The organism is Acinetobacter sp. CIP 101966, assembly GCF_000369725.1.
Lineage (GTDB): Bacteria > Pseudomonadota > Gammaproteobacteria > Pseudomonadales > Moraxellaceae > Acinetobacter > Acinetobacter lwoffii_Q.
In genome coordinates this window covers 161,469-185,094 of sequence record NZ_KB850159.1, presented here as the reverse complement: position 1 = coordinate 185,094, position 23,626 = coordinate 161,469, and the positions used below count along the sequence as shown (strand labels likewise).

At 43.0% G+C, this 23,626-nt stretch carries 21 protein-coding genes, 2 pseudogenes and 1 other annotated feature; of the genes and pseudogenes, 12 read left to right on the top strand and 11 right to left on the bottom strand.

Features of this window, described 5'->3' with window-relative positions:
- The first annotated feature begins 28 nt into the window (after positions 1 to 28).
- From rutD to F891_RS03675, 7 genes are all read left to right on the top strand, one after another.
- Entirely contained in the window at positions 29 to 820 is a 792-nt protein-coding gene (rutD, locus tag F891_RS03705) for a pyrimidine utilization protein D (RefSeq protein ID WP_004279657.1), read from the top strand.
- Positions 821 to 1,156: 336 nt separating this feature from the next.
- The gene (rutA, locus tag F891_RS03700; protein WP_004279658.1) at positions 1,157 to 2,263 is read left to right on the top strand and encodes a pyrimidine utilization protein A; all 1,107 of its coding nucleotides are present in this window, start codon (positions 1,157 to 1,159) and stop codon (positions 2,261 to 2,263) included.
- Positions 2,260 to 2,988, top strand: coding sequence for a pyrimidine utilization protein B (rutB, locus tag F891_RS03695; protein WP_004279659.1), 729 nt, complete (start codon positions 2,260 to 2,262; stop codon positions 2,986 to 2,988). Before rutA ends, rutB begins: the two co-directional genes overlap by 4 nt.
- A 66-nt stretch (positions 2,989 to 3,054) precedes the next feature.
- The gene (rutC, locus tag F891_RS03690; protein WP_004279660.1) at positions 3,055 to 3,435 is read left to right on the top strand and encodes a pyrimidine utilization protein C; all 381 of its coding nucleotides are present in this window, start codon (positions 3,055 to 3,057) and stop codon (positions 3,433 to 3,435) included.
- 145 nt (positions 3,436 to 3,580) lie between these two features.
- Positions 3,581 to 4,096, top strand: a complete 516-nt coding sequence (rutF, locus tag F891_RS03685) for an NADH-dependent FMN reductase RutF (RefSeq protein WP_004279661.1) — start codon at positions 3,581 to 3,583, stop codon at positions 4,094 to 4,096.
- A 33-nt stretch (positions 4,097 to 4,129) separates the two neighbouring features.
- Positions 4,130 to 5,491 (top strand): pyrimidine utilization transport protein G, encoded by a 1,362-nt coding sequence (gene rutG / locus F891_RS03680; protein ID WP_004279662.1) that lies wholly within the window; start codon positions 4,130 to 4,132, stop codon positions 5,489 to 5,491.
- Between the two features lie 51 nt (positions 5,492 to 5,542).
- The gene (locus F891_RS03675) at positions 5,543 to 6,382 is read left to right on the top strand and encodes an NAD(P)-dependent oxidoreductase (RefSeq protein WP_005104603.1); all 840 of its coding nucleotides are present in this window, start codon (positions 5,543 to 5,545) and stop codon (positions 6,380 to 6,382) included.
- Positions 6,383 to 6,515: 133 nt separating this feature from the next.
- On the opposite strand, the gene F891_RS03670 is transcribed toward F891_RS03675, so the two are convergent.
- The 3 genes from F891_RS03670 to lipA all read right to left on the bottom strand — a co-directional run bounded on the left by F891_RS03670 (position 6,516) and on the right by lipA (position 10,947).
- Positions 6,516 to 6,908 (bottom strand): carboxymuconolactone decarboxylase family protein, encoded by a 393-nt coding sequence (locus tag F891_RS03670; protein WP_004279664.1) that lies wholly within the window; start codon positions 6,906 to 6,908, stop codon positions 6,516 to 6,518.
- Between the two features lie 166 nt (positions 6,909 to 7,074).
- Positions 7,075 to 9,579: an acyl-CoA dehydrogenase gene (locus F891_RS03665; protein WP_005262169.1), complete on the bottom strand. Its 2,505-nt coding sequence runs from the start codon at positions 9,577 to 9,579 to the stop codon at positions 7,075 to 7,077.
- Between the two features lie 354 nt (positions 9,580 to 9,933).
- Positions 9,934 to 10,947, bottom strand: coding sequence for a lipoyl synthase (gene lipA / locus F891_RS03660; protein WP_004279666.1), 1,014 nt, complete (start codon positions 10,945 to 10,947; stop codon positions 9,934 to 9,936).
- Positions 10,948 to 11,160: 213 nt separating this feature from the next.
- Here lipA and sthA point away from each other — a divergent pair, with 213 nt between their 5' ends.
- On the top strand, positions 11,161 to 12,576 hold the full coding sequence (gene sthA, locus F891_RS03655) for a Si-specific NAD(P)(+) transhydrogenase (protein ID WP_004646501.1): 1,416 nt from the start codon (positions 11,161 to 11,163) through the stop codon (positions 12,574 to 12,576).
- A 96-nt stretch (positions 12,577 to 12,672) separates the two neighbouring features.
- On the opposite strand, the gene F891_RS03650 is transcribed toward sthA, so the two are convergent.
- The 7 genes and pseudogenes from F891_RS03650 to F891_RS03615 form a co-directional block, all read right to left on the bottom strand.
- A complete protein-coding gene (locus tag F891_RS03650; RefSeq protein ID WP_004279668.1) occupies positions 12,673 to 13,002 on the bottom strand; it encodes a four-helix bundle copper-binding protein in 330 nt (109 codons plus the stop codon).
- A 279-nt stretch (positions 13,003 to 13,281) separates the two neighbouring features.
- A complete protein-coding gene (locus tag F891_RS03645; protein ID WP_004279669.1) occupies positions 13,282 to 14,247 on the bottom strand; it encodes a TauD/TfdA dioxygenase family protein in 966 nt (321 codons plus the stop codon).
- A gap of 178 nt (positions 14,248 to 14,425) precedes the next feature.
- Positions 14,426 to 14,560, bottom strand: a complete 135-nt coding sequence (locus F891_RS18395) for a hypothetical protein (protein WP_005104601.1) — start codon at positions 14,558 to 14,560, stop codon at positions 14,426 to 14,428.
- Entirely contained in the window at positions 14,553 to 15,767 is a 1,215-nt protein-coding gene (locus tag F891_RS03635) for an MFS transporter (protein WP_005104600.1), read from the bottom strand. The genes F891_RS18395 and F891_RS03635 overlap by 8 nt, the downstream gene beginning before the upstream one ends.
- Positions 15,768 to 15,923: 156 nt before the next feature.
- A pseudogene (locus F891_RS03630) lies at positions 15,924 to 16,841 on the bottom strand (OmpW/AlkL family protein); the annotation flags it as partial.
- Between the two features lie 35 nt (positions 16,842 to 16,876).
- Positions 16,877 to 18,096 (bottom strand): IS3 family transposase gene (locus F891_RS03625; protein ID WP_121980446.1). Its coding sequence is split into 2 segments (ribosomal slippage): positions 16,877 to 17,820 and positions 17,820 to 18,096, totalling 1,221 coding nucleotides; the frame shifts between segments, so codons are not numbered across the junction.
- Positions 17,705 to 17,821: a sequence feature (AL1L pseudoknot), on the bottom strand. Its footprint overlaps the gene before it by 117 nt.
- 21 nt (positions 18,097 to 18,117) lie before the next feature.
- Positions 18,118 to 18,312 (bottom strand): annotated as a pseudogene (locus F891_RS03615) (OmpW family protein); the annotation flags it as partial.
- 450 nt (positions 18,313 to 18,762) lie between these two features.
- Here F891_RS03615 and F891_RS03610 point away from each other — a divergent pair.
- Positions 18,763 to 18,942: a hypothetical protein gene (locus F891_RS03610; RefSeq protein WP_004646507.1), complete on the top strand. Its 180-nt coding sequence runs from the start codon at positions 18,763 to 18,765 to the stop codon at positions 18,940 to 18,942.
- Positions 18,943 to 19,230: 288 nt separating this feature from the next.
- Here F891_RS03610 and F891_RS03600 read toward each other — a convergent pair whose 3' ends face one another.
- On the bottom strand, positions 19,231 to 20,019 hold the full coding sequence (locus F891_RS03600; protein WP_004279675.1) for an A1S_2505 family phage non-structural protein: 789 nt from the start codon (positions 20,017 to 20,019) through the stop codon (positions 19,231 to 19,233).
- Positions 20,020 to 20,381: 362 nt separating this feature from the next.
- On the opposite strand from F891_RS03600, the gene uvrB reads away from it, so the two are divergent.
- From uvrB to F891_RS03585, 3 genes are all read left to right on the top strand, one after another.
- Positions 20,382 to 22,403 carry an excinuclease ABC subunit UvrB gene (gene uvrB, locus F891_RS03595; protein ID WP_005262158.1) on the top strand — a complete coding sequence of 674 codons (2,022 nt, stop codon included), beginning with the start codon at positions 20,382 to 20,384 and terminating at the stop codon, positions 22,401 to 22,403.
- Positions 22,404 to 22,600: 197 nt separating this feature from the next.
- A complete protein-coding gene (locus F891_RS03590) occupies positions 22,601 to 23,056 on the top strand; it encodes a helix-turn-helix domain-containing protein (protein WP_004647755.1) in 456 nt (151 codons plus the stop codon).
- Positions 23,046 to 23,612: an IS630 family transposase gene (locus F891_RS03585; RefSeq protein ID WP_108675453.1), complete on the top strand. Its 567-nt coding sequence runs from the start codon at positions 23,046 to 23,048 to the stop codon at positions 23,610 to 23,612. The genes F891_RS03590 and F891_RS03585 overlap by 11 nt, the downstream gene beginning before the upstream one ends.
- Positions 23,613 to 23,626 lie beyond the last annotated feature (14 nt).

Below are 23,626 nucleotides of genomic sequence, written 5' to 3'. Positions count from 1 at the left end.
CATCTCATATTTAAACTATGAGAAATTTATGTCTTTATTTATTCATCATGCAGCACAGGCAGATGCACCTTATGTGGTGCTTTCGTCCGGACTGGGCGGACATGCCAGTTTCTGGAATCCTCAAATTAGAGTTTTACAGCAGCATTTTCATGTGGTTACTTATGACCAGGAAGGCTGTCATTCAGATTCTGAACTCTTGCCCACGCCTTATTCGATCGACCATATGGCCGGCCAGATTCTGGATTTATTGATCAATGATGGCATTCGAGAGTTTCATTTTATCGGGCATGCGTTGGGCGGACATATCGGCATGCAACTGGCGACCTATCAGGCTGAAAGAAAGTTTAAGCTGCTCAGTTTGACCATGTTAAATGCTTGGGGAGAGCTGGATGCTCATACTCAGAAGTGTTTCGAAGCCCGGACTTCGTTATTGCTCAATAGCAAGGCAGAGGCATATGTGAGAGCACAGGCTTTATTTCTTTATCCGCCGCAGTGGATTTCAACCCATATTGATCAGTTAACCGAAGCAGAAAATAAGCAGCTCCTTGACTTTCCACCGATCAAAAATGTTCTGGCACGCCTACAAGCCGTGCAGACTTTTAAACTAAACACAGAACATCAACAGGCACTCAAAGATATTCCTATACATCTGCTTGCCAATCAGAATGATTTCCTGGTGCCTTATCAACGGTCACAGCAATTACAGCAATGCTTGCCGCATAGTCAGCTAAGTTTGCTTGCTACAGGTGCACATGCATCTACTGTGACCGAGACAGATCAGGTGAATCAACTGATCCTTTCATTCCTGATTTCCCCTTAGTTTGAAGATTTTTTTAAAGCCAGACCTCGTGTCTGGTTTTTTATTTTTTCTAATCAATCATTTTTGTAGCATCAGCATGGTTTTTACTTCGAATTGATGCATGAACTGCAAATGCAAAAATTGCTACGAGTGCACTTGAATGAAACAATATGTTCAAAATTGACTCATAGGTAAAAATGGTTATTTTACTAAAAATTCAAAAAATAAAATATTAAGTAATTGATAATTATAAATTAAATATAGTTGGCACACGCTTTGCAATGTTTATCTTGTAAATAAAATTCCCGAAGTGGAATCAGAATTTTGAATAAGTGTTAAAAATAATGAGGTGTGAAAATGAAAATAGGTGTCTTCTGTCCAATTGGAAATAACGGCTGGTTAATCTCTGAAAATGCACCACAGTACATGCCGACTTTTGAGTTAAACAAACAAATCGTACAACGTGCTGAACACTATGGTTTCGATTTCGCACTCTCCATGATCAAGCTGCGTGGCTTTGGTGGCAAGACCGAATTCTGGGAACATAACCTGGAAACTTTCACCCTGATGGCGGGTCTCGCAGCCGTGACCAGCAAAATTCAAATTTATGCAACGGCAGCCACTTTGGTCATGCCACCGGCAATTGTGGCACGTATGGCGTCTACCATTGATTCTATTTCTAATGGCCGTTTTGGTCTAAATGTGGTGACTGGCTGGCAACCACCTGAATATACCCAAATGGGTATGTGGCCAGGTAATGACTATTTTGGTAAACGCTATGAATATCTGTCTGAATATGTACAAATTCTGCGTGAACTTTGGGCGACTGGTAAGTCAGACTTTAAGGGCGAACATTTCCAGATGGAAGATTGCCGTGTCAGCCCACGTCCACAAGCGGATATGAAAATTATCTGCGCAGGTCAGTCTGATGCAGGTTTAGAGTTTTCTGCACAATATGCCGATTATAACTTCGTGTTTGGTAAAGGCTTGAATACTCCAACAGCTTATGCAGAAATTAATGACCGCCTAAAAGAAAAAACAGATGTAACTGGCCGTGATGTACAGACTTATGTGCTGTTTATGGTGATTGCTGCAGAAACTGATGAAGAAGCTCAAGCCAAATGGCAGCACTATAACGATGGTGCCGACATGGAAGCGATTAACTGGCTGATGAATCAAGGCGGTAAAGATACGACTTCTGGTACAGATACCAATATCCGTCAAATGGCTTCGAGTGTATCTCCAGTGAATATCAATATGGGTACGCTGGTGGGTTCCTATGGAAATGTGGCACGAATGTTGGATGAAATTGGCGAGATCAAGGGTACCGAAGGTGTGCTACTGACTTTTGATGATTTTATTCAAGGCGTTGAAAATTTCGGTCAGAAAATCCAGCCACTGATGAAATGTCGTGATCATATTGTCATTGAAGATGCAGCACCGGTTATGGAGAAAAGCGCATGAGTGAATCAGTCGTAACAGCCGGTTTTACTGAAAAACTCGGCACAGGAAAAACCCTTAAAGCTGAACCCGAAGCGATTTGTCTTGCACCAGAACAAACAGCTTTGATCGTCATTGATATGCAGAATGCTTATACCTCGCAAGGCGGCTATCTGGATCTGGCGGGCTTTGATGTCTCAAAGACCAAGCCAGTAGTGGAAAATATTAAAAAGGCTGTTGATGCTGCACATGCAGCTGGTATTCAGGTGATTTATTTCAAAAATGGCTGGGATGCGGAATATAAGGAAGCGGGTGGTAAGGACTCTCCAAATTTCCATAAATCCAATGCCTTAAAGACCATGCGTAAACATCCTGAATTACAGGGACAGTTATTGGCCAAAGGTAGTTGGGATTTTGAACTGATTGATGAGTTAAAGCCATTGCCACAAGACTTGGTGATCGAAAAGCCACGTTATAGCGGTTTCTTTAATACCGCGTTGGACAGCATGTTGCGTGTGCGAGGAATCCGTAATCTGGTCTTTGTCGGAATTGCCACCAACGTTTGTGTGGAATCGACGCTACGTGATGGCTTCTTCCTGGAGTATTTCGGTGTCGCACTTGCTGATGCCTGCTATCAGGCAGGTCCAGCCGAAGCTCATGAAGCCAGTCTGTATAACATCAAGACCTTCTTTGGTTGGGTGTCAGATACTGCAAATTTTGTCGAGACCTTTCAAAAAGAAAGTGAGTAACTAAAAGAAACTAAATCAGCTGTAAGCGCATAAAGAATTAAAGATCAGAATTAAGGAAAAAATAGTATGCCTAAAGAAATCATTATTCCAGCAGGAACATCGAAACCATTAGCACCTTATGTACCGGCAACCAAGGCAGACAATATTGTGTATGTATCCGGTACATTAGCTTTTGATGAAAATAATAATGTGGTGCATGTCGGTGATGCCGCAGCACAGACCCGTCATATTCTGGAAACTATCAAGCGTGTGATTGAAGAAGCCGGTGGCAGCATGGATGACGTAACGTTTAACCATGTCTTTGTCAAAGACTGGGCAGATTATGCTGCGATTAATACAGTTTATGCTGAGTATTTCCCGGGAGATAAACCGGCACGTTATTGCGTACAGACAGGTTTGGCCAAACCTGATGCGCTGGTCGAAATTGCTTCGATTGCCCATGTATAAGCCGATCCACCTGATTCAATCTCATTACTAGATGCCCCAGGTCTGAAACTGAATATTGACTTGGGGGAGGGAGAACAGCATGAATGCCAAACTATCTAAAATCATCACAGAAACAGTTGTAGAAAATAACGCATTAAATAAGGTTTTGGCGACTAACGCATCAGATGACATCTTTACCCAGGTCGATCAGCAGATTTTCCGTCAGGGCATGTCTAATCTAGGTGCTGCAGTGAATGTCATTACCACGCAAGGCGATGCAGGAATGGCTGGATTTACCGCTTCGGCCGTATGTAGCGTGACGGATACACCACCAACGTTACTGGTGTGCCTGAACCGTTCTGCGTCAGTCTATGAAACCTTTAAAAAGAATCAGGTGTTGTGTGTGAATACCCTGGCATCACATCAACAAAATCTTTCCAATCTGTTTGGTGGAAAAACACCAATGGCAGAGCGTTTCAGTCAGGGGAACTGGAAAACTTTGGTGACCCAGTCGCCTGTACTTGAAGATGCCTTAGTCAGTTTTGACTGCGAGGTGGTCCAATGTTTATCCGTAGGCAGTCATGACGTGCTGTTCTGTGAGGTGAAAGCCATGTGCCAGAGTCAAGGCAATGCGCTGATGTACTTTAACCGTTCTTACTGTGAGCCACACAAAATGTGCTAAATCAATTCAGTCCTAATCAAGGAGGGGAAGCCGATGCAAGAAAAAGAAACGTGGTTTCCAAAATTTAAGCCTTACCAAGGCAATCTCGATACCACACCCGTGCAAACAGATGAATATCTGCCTGCTGGGAAAAGTATTATTCTCGGGTTACAGCATGTGTTTGCGATGTTTGGGGCAACCGTGCTGGCGCCACTTTTAATGGGGTTTGATCCCAATCTCACGATTTTTATTACCGGGATTGGCACCATTTTATTTTTCCTGATCACTGGCGGTCGATTGCCAAGTTATCTGGGGTCTAGTTTTGCCTTTATTGGCGCCGTGGTGGCGGTCACAGGCTACTCCGGAGCAGGGGCGAATCCCAATATCGGGCTGGCGCTTGGCGGTACCATTGCTTGCGGTATTGTCTATGCCTTGATTGGTCTGCTGGTCATGAAAACCGGTACCAACTGGATTGAAAAACTGATGCCGCCAGTAGTGACAGGCGTGATTGTGATGATCATTGGTTTGAACCTGGCGCCAGTCGCAATTAAGAGTGTTTCAGCGAACCAGTTTGATTCCTGGATGGCATTAATCACCATTATCTGTATCAGTGTGATTGCTGTGTTTACCCGAGGAATGGTACGCCGTCTGTTGCTGTTATTGGGCTTATTGTCTTCCTATCTGATTTACTTCCTTTTCACAAACGTCATGGGCTTCGGATCTGCGATTGATTTTACCAAAGTCAGTGAAGCAGCATGGTTTGGTTTGCCGAATTTCCAGAGTCCGGTCTTTGAAATGAATGCCATGCTGATGATTGCACCAGTGGCCATTATTCTGGTTGCAGAAAATCTTGGGCACTTTAAAGCGGTATCCGCAATGACTGGTAAAAATCTGTCGCCGTATATGGGACGCGGTTTCTTTGCAGATGGGGTTTGTACTTCATTATCCGCTTCTGTCGGCGGTACCGGGATGACCACTTATGCTGAAAATATCGGTGTGATGGCAGTGACCAAAGTGTACGCCACCACCGTATTTATTTTTGCCGGGATCTTCGCTATTTTGCTGGGACTTTCACCTAAATTTGGTGCGGTGATCAGTACCATTCCAGTAGCTTTATTGGGTGGCGCATCGATTGTGGTCTTCGGGTTGATTACTGTGGCGGGTGCCAAAATCTGGGTGGATAACCATGTTGATTTTACCAAGAACAGTACCCTGATTATTGGTGCGGTGTGTCTGATTATGGGGACAGGTAATTATAGCTTGCAGATTGGTGGTTTCGATTTGGGTGGTATCGGTACTGCGACTTTGGCTGCGATTTTGTTGAACCTGTTCCTAAATCGTGGTGAAGATAAAGAATTGCCAGCATCTGAACCAGCTGAAACCGTAACTGAGGTTGAGGCTAAGCCAGTCGCTTAATATGAGGAGCATTTTTTGAGTCATTCAATTGCATTTTTAGGACTCGGGGCAATGGGCTGGCATATGGCCTCCCATTTGCCAAAACTCGGGCATCAGGTTTGGGTCTGGAATCGAACTGAACAGAAAGCTGTAACGCATGCTGAAATTTTTGCAACTCAAGCAGTGAGTATTAAGCAGGCGGTTCAGGCAGATTTTATCTTTTCCTGTTTGCCGACCAGTCAGGATGTGGAAGCATTGATTGCAGCCCATCCACCCAAACAAGGTGCAATCTGGATTGACTGTACCAGCGGTGTACCGGAATCTGCCCAAAAACTGGCGAAGCTCTTGGAGCAACAAGGCAGTTTTTATCTGGATGCTCCAGTATCCGGTCAGACTGTTGGGGCAGAAAAAGGCACTTTAACTGTGATGGTGGGTGGCAATGAACAAGCCTTTGAACGAGCCAAACCGATCATTGATGCCTTTGCTGGCCTGATTGAATATGTGGGAGAAAGCGGTTCTGGCTTTGCGGTAAAAGCTGTGAATAATACCTTAATGGCGACTCACTTATGGGCATTGGCTGAAGGGCTGACTGTGCTGAAAGGGCAGGGTGTTGATTTAAGCAGTGCACTAAACTGTATTAATCATTCCAGTGGTAAAAGCAGCATGTCGGAAAATATCATGGCACAGCGTGTACTAAGCCGTGAATTTAATAAGACCTTTGCACTGGATCTATTACAGAAAGATATTGGCATTGCCTTGGAGTTGGTACAGCAACAGCAACTGGATTTATCAGTAATGTCTTTGGTTCAGCAAGAGTTTCAGCAGATTGCCAAACCACAGGCCAGTCAGCTGGATTTCTCCGCTGCGGTGCAAGGACTGGAACAGCGGACTCAAATTAAATTAAGAGGATAATCTTTTCAAACAATATTAAAGACAGTGTTAAAGACGTTATAGCTATAGATATATCAGTTTAAAATTTAAAAAGCCGGGAATTTTAATTCCCGGCTTTATTATTGATAAGCCAGTTAAATAGCCTAGGCAGTTCTTAATTCTGTTGATTTGTCTGATATTCCTGAATCACTTCAAGCGCTGCACGGAAGGCTTCCTGAGTAGCTGGGGCACCGCAGTAAGGCAGGCTATGCAGTAGTACTTCCTGAATTTCTTCAACTGTTGCACCATTATTCAAAGCGCCACGAACATGGCCTTTCAATTCAGTTGGGCTTTTTTGCGCGGTAAGAAAAGCAATAGTAATTAAAGAACGATATTTACGTGGTAAAACCCCTTCACGTTGCCAGGTCGAACCCCAGGCATGTTCATTAATCCAGTCCTGCAAAGGCTGAGTAAAAGGAACCGTATTGTCCTGAGCGCGCTTTACAAAGCTTGAACCCATCACTTCAGTACGGACTTTCAAGCCATTTTCATAATCTTGTTGTGACATCATTGACCCTCAATTTTATTATGAGTCTAGCTTAACGTTTTATCTCTTAAATACCATCGTGCAATAGTCGTAAAAAAGTGGCTTAATAGCCACTTGAGATATCCAAAGTGAAATCAGGAAATAACTTCACTTTGTAATCAAGGTCTGATTTAGATAAAAGTTCTATCTAAGGACTGGTTGAATGTGAAGGTGCACTTTGAACTGAAGTATCAGTACCTGTTGCATCTGCTTTCGAAATATGAGGATTTTCCAGCTCCAATACTTCCTGTAAATGCAAATCGAAGACATCAGTCAACATGCTGTCATAGCGACGCGCATTATAGTGCAGTAACTTATTGGCTTCTTCTTCATTAATAAAGCCTTGTTCATGCACATCAGCCACATGATCAGCAAAACTGAGTCCCTTGAATTGACCTTTGTTTTCAGCTTTTTTAAAGCGATCCCAAAGCTGCTCAATTTCCAATAACATGGTGAAGGTTGATTCCATACGACCATTTACATCATCTTCCGCTGTGCTATAGAAAACATGCTTTTTCAGTACTTTCCGGAAAGCATTGTCTTCCATCATACTGTTGGCTACCTGCTGTTTTAGCTGGTCTGACGGTTTTTTCAATGGGCGGCCAAGTGGGAAACATAACAGTTTGACCATACCTGCTGCTGCACCTGATGGAAAGTTGGCAAACAGATCGAAAAAAGCTTCTTGCGCTGTATACAGAGACTTTTCTACCGCAAGCTGTGCATGTAAACGCTCATCTTCAGTCTTTTTGCTATGCTCAAAATATTTCAGAATTGAGGAAGCAATAAACAGATGTGCATGAATATCGGCCAGACGACCCGAAAGCATTTCCTTACGTTTGATATCCCCTGCGAGTAAACCTAGGCACATATCCGCAGTTAAAGCAAAGTTGGCACTCAGCCGATTAATGATCTTATAATAAGGCTGGGTGAAATCAACCGCACTTTGCGGCGCAGCACTTGAGCCACCTGTAAAGGCATAGGCAAAGGAGCGAGCAGTCCGGTTAAAGGTGTAACCCAAATGCTTAAACAGCAAGTTATCAAAAGGATTTAGAGCCGCTGCCGAGTCTTCTGCCTGTAAGAGCTGTAATTCTTCATATAGATAAGGATGGCAGCGCATTGAACCCTGTCCAAAAATCATCAAGGAACGACTGAGAATATTGGCGCCTTCGACGGTAATGGAGACTGGAATTGCCTGATAGTAAGGTGCCAGAAAGTTACGCGGCCCCATCTGAATGGCACGACCACCGACCACATCCATGCCGTGATTGACCACTTTACGCATGCCTTCAGTTGCATAGTATTTGGCAATCGCCGTCATTACGGCAGGCTTGCCACCCTGATTCAGACCACAGGTGACCAGATAACGGAAGGCTTCCAGCATATAGGTGTCACTGGCGATTTCACTATTGGCTTCCTGAACACCCTCAAACTTGCCAACTGAAATCTTGAATTGCTGACGAATACGAGAGAAAGCACCCACATTTAAATAAGTCATTTCTGAAGTAGAAGTAGACAGCGCTGGTAGGGAAATGCCACGACCGACTGCCAAACATTCCATCAGCATGCGCCATCCTTTACCGGCATTTTTTACGCCACCAATAATCCAGTCCAGTGGAATAAAGACATCTTTACCTTCCACTGTTCCATTCATGAATGGCGGTCCCGGGTTATGCCGTGGTCCCACTATTACGCCTTCATGACTGGCAGGAAGCAGGGCACAGGTAATGCCATATTCAGTCTGTTCACCCAAAAGATGATCCGGATCATACATTTTAAAGGCCAGACCCACCACTGTCGCAATTGGTGCCAAAGTAATCCAGCGTTTGGAAAAATTCATTCTCAGACCGAGTACTTCCTGACCTTCAAACTGGCCATAGCAGACTACACCGGTATCAGGAATCGCACCAGCATCGGAACCGGCCTCCGGACTGGTCAAACCGAAACAGGGAATTTCTTCGCCTCGCGCCAGACCCGGCAGATAACGGTCTTTCTGTTCTTCGGTACCATAATGCAGTAACAGCTCGCCTGGTCCGAGTGAGTTCGGTACCATACAACTCACGGCTGTGGTCAGAGATCGCGAAGCAATCTTGCTCATCACCCGACTTTGGGCAAAGGAGCTAAAGGCACGACCGCCGTATTCTTTGGGAATAATCAGGCCTAAGAAACCATGTTCCTTAATATATTGCCAGACATGATCAGGCAGCGCTTTCTGCTCATGGATTTCCCATTCATCCAGCATGCTGCACAAGGTCTCAACCTCATTGTCCAGAAAAGCTTGTTCTTCTAGCGATAATTTGGGATAGGGATAACTGTTAAAGGTTTCCCAGTTCGGTGCACCCATAAACAGTTCTTTTTCCCACCAGCTGGTTCCGGAGTCCAGTGCTTCACGTTCTGTCGGGCTGATACTCGGCATGGCATTGGCCAGTGCTTTATAGGCCGGTTTAGAAATGAACGACATACGTAAAGGGTCGATCATCACCACAAGGCTAATCAGGATCAGCGGAATGCCGAGAATAAGTGACCATGGGCTAATAAAGGCACAGACTACTGACATGACAATTAGTGCAATTGCACCCGCGCTACGGGAGAGCTGAAAATAGAAAACCGCCCATAAACTAAGTAATAGCAGTAGTACAGCAAATATAAATAGCATTGTTATAGTTCTCCAGATTTATACAACGCTGCCTGTGCCGAGATCTCATAGAATTTTTGTCACAGTTCATTCATTTTTTTTGTCGCTTGAGGATCGGACAGGTTCAGCATTGCACGTGTGAGAATGATCGTTTTCAAGTCTTGCAACGATATTTTTAAATCTTTCATCTATTTTTGAGATTGTTTGAAAAATGCTCAGTCTTCAAGTGAGAACGCGCAAAGAAATGTGAAGATAAGTAATGACTTAATCTTATCTAAAATAAAAAATGGCGTTTAACGCTGAGTAGAATTTCAATTATGGATATTAAAAAGCCCTCTACAAGAGAGGGCTTTTATTTCATTTGTTTAAACAGGACTAAGCTTCAATGGCCTGGACTGCAATTTTTTTTGCAGGATCCACTTTACGACGCACTGCTGGTACAGGTTCGCCGTAGTATTGGCGGTCGGCAAAGTAGCTTGAACGAACCATTGGTGCTGCCCAGATATTGCGGAAGCCGAGTTTTTGACCATGTTCGGTATAACGCTCGAATTCTTCAGGTGTCACAAAGCGGTCAATCGCTGCATGTTCTTTTGAAGGCTGCAAATACTGACCAATCGTCACATAATCTACGCCATGCGCATATAAATCATCAAGCAGGGCAAGCACTTCTTCTTCAGTTTCACCAATACCGACCATCAGACCACATTTGGTTGGTACGTCCGGGCAGTATTCTTTAAACATTTTCAGCAGGTTTAAAGAGTGTTGATAGTCAGAACCTGGACGCATGGCTTTATATAAACGCGGTACAGTTTCGATATTGTGGTTAAACACATCTGGTGGGCATTCAGTCATGATGCGCAGCGCGATATCCATACGACCACGGAAATCTGGCACCAGAATTTCCAGCAGGGTATTCGGGCTTAGAGCACGCGCTTCTTTAATACAATCTACAAAATGCTGTGCACCGCCATCCAGTAAATCATCACGGTCTACCGAAGTGATCACTGCATATTTCAAACCCAGATTGGCAATAGTTTCTGCCATATGACGCGGTTCATCTGCATCGAGTGCATTTGGACGGCCATGAGCCACATCACAGAACGGACAACGACGGGTACAGATATCGCCCATAATCATGAAAGTCGCAGTACCGCCACCAAAACATTCAGGCAGGTTTGGACAGGCGGCTTCTTCGCACACCGTATGTAATTTTTGCTGACGTAGTGTGGTTTTAATACGTTGAACTTCTTCAGGTGCCGCCATTTTCACCCGGATCCAGTCCGGCTTGCGTGGCGTTTCAACCGTAGGAACAACTTTTACAGGAATGCGGGCAACTTTTTCCGCACCGCGAAGTTTGACGCCCTGTTCAGGTTTACGGTTTTCAGACATATTCAACTTTTCCACTGTTTTTGAAGGGGGAGATACTCAAAGATAGCGCAGTTATTATAACGGACTTCGTTCTAAATAGGGCAAAAAGGGGTATTCATTTAAAAAATGTTCTTATCAAGCAATATATGTGAGTTAAATACACCAAATCAACAGGATTTACGTCATAATAAGAGTGTAGATTAAAGTGAATTTTTTAATTTTGAGGAGCGTTGAATGCCACGTAAAAAAGAGGTCGTTAGTGGGACTTTCGTTAAATATGATGCGGTAGTTCTAGGTTCGGGCCCTGCGGGCGAAGGCGCGGCAATGAAACTTGCCAAATCTGGTAAGCGTGTTGCAATCGTTGAGATGCGTGAACAGCTGGGTGGTAACTGTACCCATGTCGGTACGATTCCAAGTAAAGCATTGCGTCAAACAGTATCCAGTATTATCCGTTATCAACGTGATCCACTGTTTCAAAAAGTCGGGGACTGGAAGCAGTTCACCATGAAGCAAGTGTTGCGTCATGCACATAAAGTTATTCAACAACAAGTAGATACACATTCACGTTTCTACGACCGCAATAAAATTGATATTTATCATGGTCGTGCCTATATTCAGGATCAAAATACCATTTTTGTATTTAACCCAGATGGCATTAAAGAAACGCTGATGTTCAAGCAACTGGTCATTGCCAGCGGCTCGCGTCCATATCGTCCAGACATTCTTGATTTTAATCATCCACGTGTATTTGATTCAGACAAAATTCTGGATCTGGACTATTCCATCCAGAAAATCATTATTTATGGTGCAGGTGTAATCGGTTGTGAATATGCCTCGATCTTTATTGGTCTAGGACATAAAGTCGACTTGATCAACACCCAACACAAACTTTTAAGCTATCTGGATGATGAAATTTCTGATGCACTGTCTTATCACTTGCGTGAACAGGGTGTATTGATTCGTCATAATGAACAGATCGACTTTTTAGAAACATTTGACGACCATGTGGTGATGCACACGCAAAGCGGCAAGAAAATTAAAGCCGACGCGATTTTGTGGTGTAATGGCCGTTCAGGCAATACCGATGGTCTAGGCCTTGAAAATGTCGGCCTGAAACCGAACAGCCGTGGTCAATTGACTGTGAATGATCAATATCAGACTGAAGTAGAAAATATCTACGCTGCCGGTGATGTAATCGGTTGGCCTTCGCTAGCCTCTGCTGCCTATGACCAAGGTCGTTGCGCAGGTGCCAATATGAGCGGCGAGAAAGACGTTGCGCCGGTGACTGATATTCCAACCGGGATTTATACCATTCCTGAAATTTCTTCGATTGGTAAGACTGAACAGCAGCTGACTGAAGAAAAAATTCCGTATGAAGTCGGTCAGGCATCATTCCGTCATTTGGCACGTGCACAGATTACCGGTGATACTATGGGTGAATTAAAGATTCTGTTCCATCGCGAAACATTGGAAGTTTTGGGTGTACATTGCTTCGGTAATAATGCCTCTGAAATTATCCATATTGGTCAGGCAGTCATGAACAGCCCGAACAATACCATCAAGTACTTCGTAGAAACCACGTTTAACTATCCGACTATGGCGGAAGCGTATCGTGTAGCCACACTGAATGGTATGAACCGTTTATTCTAAGTGAGATATTTGACTTAGACAGAAAAACCGCAAGTCTTCACTTGCGGTTTTTTTATTGGAAGTGATTAAGTCAGTCAAGTTGATCAAATCGAATTTTTAAGCCGCCATTTTTCGGCATTCTTCAGCACAGCGGCGGCATGCTTCGGCACATTGCTGACAATGTTCATCTTCATGATGACCACATTCTTCTACACAGTAGTCACAGGCTTTCGCACAAAGTTCACATATTTCATGCATGAATGGAGATTGCTTTTGTTCCATACGGGCGCAAAGCTGACAGATATCTGCACAGTCCAGACAGCGCTGGATACACTCCCGCATCATCTCCAGATCTTCTTCTTTAAGACAGGCACTGGCACAGTTGGCACATGCCAGGGAACAGTTCATACAGGTTTGCACACAATCTGAAAATTGAAGCTGATTCATTATCGTTTCCTCTTTCCATAGGTTTATTGCTGATTTTCTAATACGCTAAGCAGAAAAAGGAAAATACACTAGGCAGATTAGGTGAGGAAAAGTAAACAGGCGCTTTGTTTTGTTAAGGAATTTACTATCTATACTTATATTCAGAGTTAGATAGTTTTATTATTCGAGAAAATAAAAAACCATTGGGCCGGTCAAAGTCTCAATGGTAGAGGATTTACATGTGAGTCATTATTATCGAAGGTTGTAATGACCTTTCTTGTTATTCTGATTTTCTCATTTCTAAAACGGACGGCTACCCGCCAGACTGATGCGTTTTAATAAACGGCGCTGATCAGCCGGGAATGGACGGCGTGAGTGCAAAGTCACCTGATTATCCCAGAACACGATATCGCCAATTTCCCAGTGATGTTCATAAGCGAACTCAGGTTTTGAAATATGCTCACGTAATTTTGCGATCAGTTGACTGCCAGCCTGATCATCATAATTGACCAGTTCGACTTCGGTATGCGTATTCAGCCAAAGTGCTTTACGACCGGATTCAGGATGAGTGCGCACCAGTGGATGTGGATAGGCATGACTTAATATGGGCTGATCTTTAAAGCGATACAGCGGGCTATTGCCATAACCTTGATCATCAGCCTGATCTCTGGTTTTTTGACGGCGCACGAAAGGGTTATAAGTAATCAGTTGCAGCTGATCAATCTGTGCTTTGGTTTCTTTATTGAGTGCATCATAGGCTTTAATGGTATTGATCCAGCTGGTCTGTCCACCGTTCTGAGGCAGTTCAATCGCATACAATAAGGAAGCAAAAGAGGGTAAAGGTGTCCATTGATGATCGGTATGTGGAGTCAGTTCACCATGCCCGGTATAGTCTCCCTGACCGACGGCATTGGAAACCGGCACGACATCTGGTGGAACACCGCTATCGGACTGCGCAGCCAATACCGGGGTATCTGCACCTGGGCGGAAAATGGAACCGAAATAAGTTGAAAATGCCAAGTATTGTAAATCATCCAGACTTTGCTGCTTAAAGATCAAAATCAGATGCTCGGCCAGAGCCTGTTTTAACTGTAAAATGGTTTCAGATGACTGGGCTTTACGGGCATCCAGACCAAAGACCACTGCGCCTAAGGCCTGATCTGTTTGCGGTACAATCTTGATTTCAGCCGGATGTTGAAATTGATCTTGCTGATGCCAGCGTGGAGCATCATGAATGGCTTGTGAAAGTTGGGTTAAGCTGGTCATTATAAAGTCTCAGAATTTTCTTGTTGATGAGAATCTAAGAAAATTCCGGACTGAAATAAAATCAAAAGAAATGATAAGTTTATGAATAATCTGATATTTTTAATATTTAGTTGATTTTGAAACATTTAACTTATTGTGCGATGGATTGCGCATTTTCTGCTGAGGATATTTCAGCAGTTTAGTGTGCGCAAAAAGCCTGATTAAAATATTCAAATAACTGAGGTGTTTGAAACCACAGTCCAATCGACAAAGCCAGTAAAAGCAGGATTGCCACAGCAATCAAGAGTTTGAGTTTCAATAGAGAATCAGTCATGGACGATTTGCTCCTCATTGACCCAGAAATGCACCAGTACGCCAAAAATGCTGAGGACAATGGATAGCATCCACACCGCATTATAATTGCCACTCAAATCATGGTTAACTCCACCGAGCCAGCCACCAAAAAATGAGCCAACCTGATGGGTAAAGAACACGATGCCACTGAGCATGGTCAGATATTTCACCCCGAACATATTCGCCACAATGCCATTGGTCAGCGGAACGGTCGATAACCAGAGTAACCCCATAATGACACCAAAGCTATAGACTGTCCATGTGCTGAGAGGCAGCATGAGAAAGGCAATAATCGCAATTCCACGCAATGCATATAATCCCATCAGTAGATGCGGTTTGAAGTATTTGCCACCCAGCCAGCCGGCCGTATAGGTGCCTACCACATTAAACAGACCCACTAAGGCTAAGAAGATCGTACCGGTTGTGGCATTAAACCCATGATCAATCAGATAGCCAGGCAGGTGAATGCCAATAAAAACTACCTGAAAACCACAAACAAAAAAGCCCATAGCCAGAAACCAGAAGGGTTTATGATTTTTCACCACCACCAGAATCTGTTTAAAATTGAGTGAGACTTTATTGGGGGTAGCGGCCGCGTTGGGATGAACATACATCGGTGCTTTCAGCATCCAGGCCAATGGCACAATCAATGCAATTAAAATGGCACTGACCACCAGCGCCGCTGACCAGCCGACATTCTGTAATAGCAACAGGGTTGAAGGCAGCATGATAAACTGACCAAAAGATCCGGCCGCACTAGCAATTCCCATCGCCAAACTGCGCTTTTCTGGTGGGGCAGCACGTCCAACTGCAGACAATAACACCGGAAATGACGTAGCTGACAGGGCGAGACCCAGAATCAGGCCGACACTCAGATTAAGCAATAATCCGGTCGAGCTAACTGCCATCAAGAGTAGACCAATTGCATATAAGGCTCCGCCTACAGCTACCACAATCTTGCTGCCATATTTATCGGCAAATGCCCCGGTAATCGGCTGAACTGCACCCCAGATCAGGTTTTGCATGGCAATAGCCAGGCTAAAAACATTATGACCCCAACCGAATTCTTCGCTCATCGGTACCAGATACAGGCCAAAGGCATGACGTACACCCAGTGACAGTGCCAAAATGATGGCGGAGCCAATCAGCATAAAAATAAGAGCTTTGGAAAATTGACTGTCAGCCATACGTCATTCATGCCTATAAATTTGATATGTATAGTATTCGATTCAAGCAATAGAGGCGATTAAATAAATATTGATCAAAAGATAAATTTTTTTTATTAATATATTAAGCCTAAAAAAACGGCCGAAGCCGTTTTAATTAAAAATCGGATATTGAGCTTAGAAACGCATACCGATCCCGGCATAGGCCAGAATCGGATTGACTTCAATATCGGCTTTAGAGCGAATCAGTTCACCTAAATTTGCATCTGTCACCGTAATTGTCGTGTCATTTTTTAGATGTGCATAAGATACTGAACCGACTGCAAACCAAGTGTCATTAAAGTCATAGCTAAAGCCGACCGTGGCCACAGGCGCGAAAGCATCGGATGCTTCAAGCTTTACTTTTGGATCGGCTTCACTTAGCTTGCCTTCAAGGGAAGCACCAGCATTGCCTTGTTTAATATTGGCAATCATATGTCCTGCAGCAATCAGGTCCTGCTCGGTACGTGAGTTAATTTCCAGTTCATTGAAATAGGCATACATCACACCTAAGCCGACATAAGGCCGGAATTTATTCACTCCGGTTTTACCAAAGTGATACTGGAATTCAAAGGCAGGTGTCCAGGCGCGGGCAGAGGCAGCCGGACCATAGGCTTCCAGATCAGTAATCTCGATATCTTTCTTCAGTATAATATCGATAGGAAGTTCAATATTGCCCAGAGTAGGGGTTGCTGTTCCCGAGAACGGTGCATAGATTTTACCTTTACCTTGCAGATCAACCTTGGGTGGAATGCCGGCTTTCATTTCAAAAGAAATATTATCGGTAAAATAGTAATTGGTCATAATGCCTAAAGTGGTGACATCATCCGCTGTCAGACCGGTACCTGGATTATCCCATTCAGACAGACCATTGATTTGAGTGGTTCCACTGATATTCGCTGGTAATGTACCTCCAGTGAAGAAACCAATCCCTTCTAATAATCCTTTCACTGTTATCTGATCGACAGAAGGATCAAGATTATTGACGACCGTATCAACATTGATAGCGCCGTTTCTATAACTTTTACCGTTTTCGACAGCAGTATTCACTTTGAACCGTACCGGGTTTGTCGGAGACTTTTTTATTTAAGTTAGGCCACCTGACCTAACGGGTTAATCTTATCATAGTACATTGCTTCAAACTCAAAAGGCGATACATAACCCAGTGCACTGTGTACACGCTTTTTATTGAACCAATCTACCCAGTTTAGTGTCGCAAGTTGTACATCTGCTAAACCTTGCCAATCTGCTTTTAAATATTCAATCACCTCTGTTTTGTATAAGCCATTCACCGTTTCAGCCAGAGCATTATCGTATGAATCACCAGTTGTACCGACTGATGCTCGTAAATTTGCAGCTTCTAAACGATTGGTATAGCGAATAGAAAGATATTGAACACCTCTATCGGAATGATGAATCACATTCTTTGGCATGCCTCGATCGTGCAATGCTTGCTCAAGTGCATCGAGTACCATATCTGTATTCATGCGTGTCGATACCTTCCATCCAACAATTGCTCGTGAGAACACATCAATAATAAAGGCGGTATAGACCCAGCCTGAATGAGTTTGAATATACGTAAAGTCACTGACCCATAATTGGTCAGGTCGATCAGCACTAAAATTACGTTTCACTAAATCATCTGCTCGTTTTTGGTCATCTCGGCTACGGGTGGTTTGTTTGTTCTTACCTCGCCAAACACCTTGTATACCTAGCTTTTTCATTAATCGAGCAACAGTACAGCGTGCAATAATATAGCCTTCACGTTTCAGTTTTTGCCAGACTTTACGTACACCATATCGACCTGAACTTTCCTTCCAAATTCGTTTAATTTGTTCAGCATGATGCTCATCATGTAAATCTCGCTTTGCTCGATGTTCTGGATTTTCGCAGAGATCTAGAGTCCGGTAATAGGTTGAAGCTGCGATCGGTAAAATCCTACAAATCGCATCAACACCATATAAGTCTTTATTGTTATGGATGAAATCCACCATTATTTGTGTGGGCGGTCGAGCTCCGCCTGGGCGAAAAAAGCGGCTGCTTTACGTAGAATTTCATTGGCACGCTTTAATTCTTTAATTTCACGTTCCATTTGCTTCATTTTTTCTTGATCAGATATCTGTTGTACTTTAATAGGATTTTGCTGATCTAAATGCTTTTGATGCCAGGCACGAAGTGTTTCAGGAGTACAACCAATCTTAGGCGCAATTGCTGTGATTGCAGCCCAAGTAGAAGGATAATCTTTTTCAGATTCAATCAATAATTGAACCGCTCTTTCTCTGATTTCAGGGGTATATTTTAATTTTGTCATCGGGATAGTCTCTCAGAATATTGACTCTCCGACAAACCCGGTACGGTTCACTTTAAATGGTTGGGCCTTGCCTTGCGGCATCACATGCAATGCACCGACTGATACCGAAAAGCGCTTAAAGCCATCTCCATCTTGCAAGCTAAAATAAGGGGAATCTGCATGTGCGACCATAGGTAAAGTGGCTAGGCCTGCCATACATGCCAGCAATGTTTTCATTGATTTGGAACTCCATGTCCAGTTTGTTTATTCGTTTTTCTAGTTCATTAATTATGTGAATTACATTAAAAAATTCAGTTATAGAACAACAGGTCAAAAGTTAATCGATGGTTGATATTGGTAAATTCTATATATTTTTTGTTTATATCTCTTGAATTTTAAGAAATGTATAGCGTGTAAATATAATTACTTTTACCTTAATAGCTTAAGTATAAAAGTGAAGGAAATTTGCTCTTGAAAGCATTAAAATTTCAATCCTATGAATTTTTATCGTAGAAGATATAGAGGAGAGTTTAGGTAAATTTTAGGCTGCATTGATTCAAGCATTTATCATCATGGGATGATTTTTTATTTTTCCAAAACAAGAGCATATGAATTTATCCAAGATCCTGCTACCCAGTCGACTGAGTTTTTTTGTACAATAGCTGCATATATTATTGAGTGAATCACATGAGCACCCAAACTCCTCCCAAAAAAAAGCCCCTGGTTAATTTACCTTTCCCGATCAAGCAAGCAGAGCAAAATGCTGCAGAAGAAGTTCTGGAAGATTTAAGACCAAGACCACAGCGTTATGCTGACCGTACCTGGATGCCACCACGTGGTACGCGCCGTTCAATGGGCAAGCGCTAATTGATCAGACTCAAAAAGCTATGATAAATCATGGCTTTTTTTGTGGAAATTTTTAGGGAGTTGATGAGTAATATTTGATTCATCTTTCGCGCAAAGAGAAAATGGTGCTCTAATTTATCCAAATCTCTTTCAATTTTATTCTTAATAAAGCAAACGAAATATTTAAGCTCTCTAAATGCCGACCAAAATAAAATCCACACCTGGTTGATTTCATATTCGACATTTTAGCCGCCCAGAAAAAAAAGCCAATTCAAACATTGGCTTTTTTTGAAAGATATTTTGATAGCACTAACGAATGCTTTTACGCGCTTTATTTTCCGGCTTCGGTGGCGCGATTTCTCTCTCGCCTTGCCAGACATCGATAAAATCTTTCTCGTTAATATTATAAAGTTCCAGTAGCGCTAAAATCACGCCTCCAAACAGCATGGCACCTTCTGAATGGCTTTGAAAATCGACCAGCTTGGTATTCAGATTATGCAGGATATCTTCAATTTCAAAGACACGTTCCCGTCCATTGCTGTCGGTCGGATAGATCTGGGTATTTAAAATAATTCTTGCCAGGCTTTTTTCATTTTCGCTCAAAGGCAGTTCTTCAATCAACTCATCGCTGGCCGGAGTTAAAATCACGGAATCGCGGAATATGGTATGTAAGAAATTTGCGCTTAATTTTGGCAGCGGCTTTTCGACAAAAGGACGGAAAGATTGCGGGAAAATGACATTGCGTGAGATGCCTTTAAACATCGGTGCAATTTCCTCGACCTTATAACCTGCGATCCCACAACCCAAGGAAGTAATAAAATATTTATTTTTAGGATGATTTTTGGTGTAAATCTTAAAGTCATCAATATAGTGCTGGATTTGTGAGAGCGGCATTTGTTGCAAATGCTCGTTCATGGTGGGAATGGCATAGCTCTGACCCGCCCAGCCACGACCCACGCCCATGACTGCACCAAAATGCTCAAGTGCCGTTCTGGCTGCTCCACCACCGTGTTGTCCAGCCAAGTTGCTGCCAAAAACAAAAACCGTATTTTCCGGAAGGGATTTAACAATACTTTCATCGTGATAGTGGTAAGTCATAATTGTCGATTCTAGGCCATCCTGATCTTCATGTTGCCCGTGAAATGAAAAGGGGTCAAGGCAAAATTGTGCCGGACTAGCCAAACAGATAGAGTATTTCACCCATAAGCCAAAACAGGATACCGAGTACGCCCAAATAAAGCTGCTGGCTGAAAATGATTAGTTTGTTCTGTATTTATTCCCTTTGTAACTGTATATTTTATTGATGATTTTTCAAACTAGAGAATGAGTCAAGCGCTAACAAATAATGAATACTAATATTGTTTTATTTTACCAAACAGAAACCTAAGCAGGGATTGAGTAATTCCAATTTACCCTCATAATAAATCAAATCTATATCCGCAGCGAAGTCAGCGAAAGCTATGAGTGATAAAAAACCCTTTGAATTAGTGACCAGTTATCAACCAGCAGGCGATCAGCCACAGGCCATTGAAAAACTTGTCAAAGGCATTGAACAGGGTTTTCATGATCAGCTTTTACTGGGGGTTACTGGGTCTGGTAAAACCTATACTATGGCCAATGTCATTGCACAGACACAGCGTCCGACCATTGTCATGGCACATAACAAAACTTTGGCTGCGCAGCTCTACGGCGAATTTAAAGCATTTTTCCCCAATAATGCCGTCGAATATTTTGTCAGTTATTATGATTATTATCAGCCGGAAGCCTATGTGCCATCTTCAGATACTTTTATCGAGAAAGATGCTGCAATTAATGACCATATTGACCAGATGCGCCTTTCTGCAACCCGTTCACTCCTAGAGCGACGTGATGCGATTATTGTCGCATCGGTATCTGCGATTTATGGTTTGGGTGATCCAAATGCCTATATGAGCATGTTGCTGCATGTGGTGGAGGGTGACCGCATTGGCCGTGATGATATTATTCGCCGTCTGGTCGAGATGCAGTATTCGCGTAACGAACTGGAATTTCTGCGTGGTACTTATCGTATTCGCGGTGAAATTATTGATATTTTTCCGGCTGAATCGGATCAGGATGCCATCCGGATTGAACTGTTTGATGATGAAGTTGACTCTATTCGCTGGTTTGATCCGCTGACAGGGAAAATGGTTCGTAAAGTACCTCGCGTAACCATTTATCCTAAAAGCCATTATGTTACGCCGAAAGACAATTTGTCCCGTGCCATCGAAACCATTCGGGAAGAACTTAAAGAGCGCCTGGTGTTCTTCCGGGAAAATGACAAACTGCTGGAAGCCCAGCGCATCGAGCAGCGTACACGCTATGATCTGGAAATGATGCAGCAGTTGGGTTATACCAACGGCATTGAAAACTATTCACGGCATTTGTCGGGCCGTCCTGCGGGTGAAGCGCCACCGACCTTGTTCGATTATATTCCTGATGATGCCTTGCTGATTATTGATGAGTCACATGTGACGGTGCCGCAGATTGGCGCCATGTATAAGGGCGACCGTTCGCGTAAAGAAAATCTGGTGAATTACGGGTTCCGTTTGCCAAGCGCGCTGGATAACCGGCCGATGAAATTTGAGGAATGGGAACGGATTGTGCCGACGACTGTTTATGTCAGCGCAACGCCCGCACGTTACGAGCTGGAAAAATCCCAACAGATTGTCGAGCAGGTGGTACGTCCAACTGGTCTGATTGATCCAGAAATTGAAATCCGTCCAGTTCTGACGCAAGTCGATGATGTGCTTTCAGAAATTAATTTGCGTAAAGATATTAATGAGCGGGTGCTGGTTACAACCTTGACCAAGCGTATGGCTGAAGATTTAACCTCTTATTTGAAAGAATACGGGATTAAGGTCGCTTATTTACACTCGGATATCGATACTGTTGAACGTGTCAAAATCATTCATGAACTGCGTACTGGGGTGCATGATGTACTGGTTGGGATTAACCTACTGCGTGAAGGGCTGGATATGCCGGAAGTGTCACTGGTTGCCATTCTGGATGCAGATAAAGAGGGATTTCTGCGTTCCGAGCGCTCTCTCATTCAGACCATTGGCCGCGCTGCACGTAACTTGAAAGGTAAGGCGATTCTGTATGCAGACCGAATCACTGATTCGATGCAGAAAGCCATTGATGAGACAGACCGTCGTCGTGCCAAGCAGATTCAGTTTAATGAAGAACATGGCATTACCCCGCGCAGTGCAGTGCGTCAGGTGATCAAGGAAATTGATACCGGTGAAGTATTGGATGATGATTCAATTGAATTGAAAGCCTCGGATCAGGCACGTGCGATCAGTGCAGATGAGCGGCATATCATGGCAGATCCAAAAATGTTTGCGAAACACATTAACAAGCTTGAAAAGGAAATGCTGAAAGCTTCCAAAGAGCTTCAGTTTGAGCAGGCTGCGCGTATGCGTGATGAAATTGTGCGTTTAAAAGCCCAGATATTTGATTGATTGTTGTTGCATTAAATCTTATTTAAATGACGTAAAATCAATCACAAAGAAAACATAATGTAACAAATTTAGGAATTGGATAAAGCTATTGTATGAACAGAAATTTTTAAATAAATATTTTGTGAACATGCAATAGGTAAGTTGACAAAAATAACTAATGATGCGAAAAGGTTTTTTTAGTTAACAGATGTTCACACATGCCTAGAATTGTTTCTGTACCACTTAGTTTAGAACAGCGAGAACGACTCATTTTTCTGGTCAAGCATGCAAAACATTGGCGTGAAAGGCAACGTGCCCAAACTATTCTCTGGCTTTCCGAAGGTAAAAGTGTTGCGGAAGTTGCCACTCTACAAGAACGTATCCCAGAAACCATAAGGCTACAACGCCGACGTTGGGAATTGTATGAGTTTGAATCGATTAAAGAAGGTCATCGCTCAGGTCGACCCAATACATTGATCTCAGACTATCAGGCGAAAATCCTAGATTGGGTCAATACAAGTCCACTCAATGCAGAACAAATCCGAGTCAAACTACATGAAGAATACGAAGTGTCCGTGTCTGTTGAAACCATTCGTAAGTTTTTACGGGATTCAGGTATGGTCTTCAAGCGTACCCGTCATAGCTTGAAAAAAAAGAGATCCGATTGCATTTGAACAAGCAACACAGCAGATTGAAGAATTACGAGAGCAAGCGGCACGTGGTGAAATTATATTAGGTTATGTTGATGAAACAGGATTTTCATCTACACCTGATAACCGCTATGCGTGGACAAAGATAGGTGATGTTCATGCGGTTGATGCAATAAGATTAAAACGAGTTAATGTCATGGGGTGTTTGCTTTCAACGGGGAAACTGGTGACTAGTTGTTTACAAGAGTCAGTGACAAGCACTTGGTTTTATGCCTATTTAACTGGAATAGCTCAACAAGTAAAACAGACGTATAACCTTCCATTGGTTCTTATTGTTGATAATGCCTCGATTCATAGAAGTAAAAAGATGGCTGATTACAGAGAGCTACTTAAAACTAACTTTTCGACGAATCTGTATTTTATTCCAGCTTATAGCCCTGAGTTAAATCGAATCGAGATGGTATGGAAGCAGATGAAATATTATTGGCGAGATTTTCAAGTCATGACAGCTGACAAAATAGAGCAATGGGTGGAGAAAGTATCAAACCAATTCGGAAAAGAATACATGTTTACTTTTTAATGACAACTTATCTT

Excerpts from the sequence above, each read along its gene's own strand:
- F891_RS03635 (WP_005104600.1), bottom strand. The coding sequence starts at position 15,767 with ATGGCTGACAGTCAATTTTCCAAAGCTCTTATTTTTATGCTGATTGGC.
- F891_RS03610 (WP_004646507.1), top strand. The coding sequence starts at position 18,763 with ATGAGCACCCAAACTCCTCCCAAAAAAAAGCCCCTGGTTAATTTACCT.
- rutA (WP_004279658.1), top strand. The coding sequence starts at position 1,157 with ATGAAAATAGGTGTCTTCTGTCCAATTGGAAATAACGGCTGGTTAATC.
- rutB (WP_004279659.1), top strand. The coding sequence starts at position 2,260 with ATGAGTGAATCAGTCGTAACAGCCGGTTTTACTGAAAAACTCGGCACA.
- F891_RS03645 (WP_004279669.1), bottom strand. The coding sequence starts at position 14,247 with ATGACCAGCTTAACCCAACTTTCACAAGCCATTCATGATGCTCCACGC.
- F891_RS03600 (WP_004279675.1), bottom strand. The coding sequence starts at position 20,019 with ATGACTTACCACTATCACGATGAAAGTATTGTTAAATCCCTTCCGGAA.
- F891_RS03670 (WP_004279664.1), bottom strand. The coding sequence starts at position 6,908 with ATGTCACAACAAGATTATGAAAATGGCTTGAAAGTCCGTACTGAAGTG.
- F891_RS03675 (WP_005104603.1), top strand. The coding sequence starts at position 5,543 with ATGGGCTGGCATATGGCCTCCCATTTGCCAAAACTCGGGCATCAGGTT.
- F891_RS03590 (WP_004647755.1), top strand. The coding sequence starts at position 22,601 with ATGCCTAGAATTGTTTCTGTACCACTTAGTTTAGAACAGCGAGAACGA.
- uvrB (WP_005262158.1), top strand. The coding sequence starts at position 20,382 with ATGAGTGATAAAAAACCCTTTGAATTAGTGACCAGTTATCAACCAGCA.
- sthA (WP_004646501.1), top strand. The coding sequence starts at position 11,161 with ATGCCACGTAAAAAAGAGGTCGTTAGTGGGACTTTCGTTAAATATGAT.
- rutC (WP_004279660.1), top strand. The coding sequence starts at position 3,055 with ATGCCTAAAGAAATCATTATTCCAGCAGGAACATCGAAACCATTAGCA.
- F891_RS03650 (WP_004279668.1), bottom strand. The coding sequence starts at position 13,002 with ATGAATCAGCTTCAATTTTCAGATTGTGTGCAAACCTGTATGAACTGT.
- lipA (WP_004279666.1), bottom strand. The coding sequence starts at position 10,947 with ATGTCTGAAAACCGTAAACCTGAACAGGGCGTCAAACTTCGCGGTGCG.
- F891_RS18395 (WP_005104601.1), bottom strand. The coding sequence starts at position 14,560 with ATGACTGATTCTCTATTGAAACTCAAACTCTTGATTGCTGTGGCAATC.
- rutD (WP_004279657.1), top strand. The coding sequence starts at position 29 with ATGTCTTTATTTATTCATCATGCAGCACAGGCAGATGCACCTTATGTG.
- F891_RS03665 (WP_005262169.1), bottom strand. The coding sequence starts at position 9,579 with ATGCTATTTATATTTGCTGTACTACTGCTATTACTTAGTTTATGGGCG.
- rutG (WP_004279662.1), top strand. The coding sequence starts at position 4,130 with ATGCAAGAAAAAGAAACGTGGTTTCCAAAATTTAAGCCTTACCAAGGC.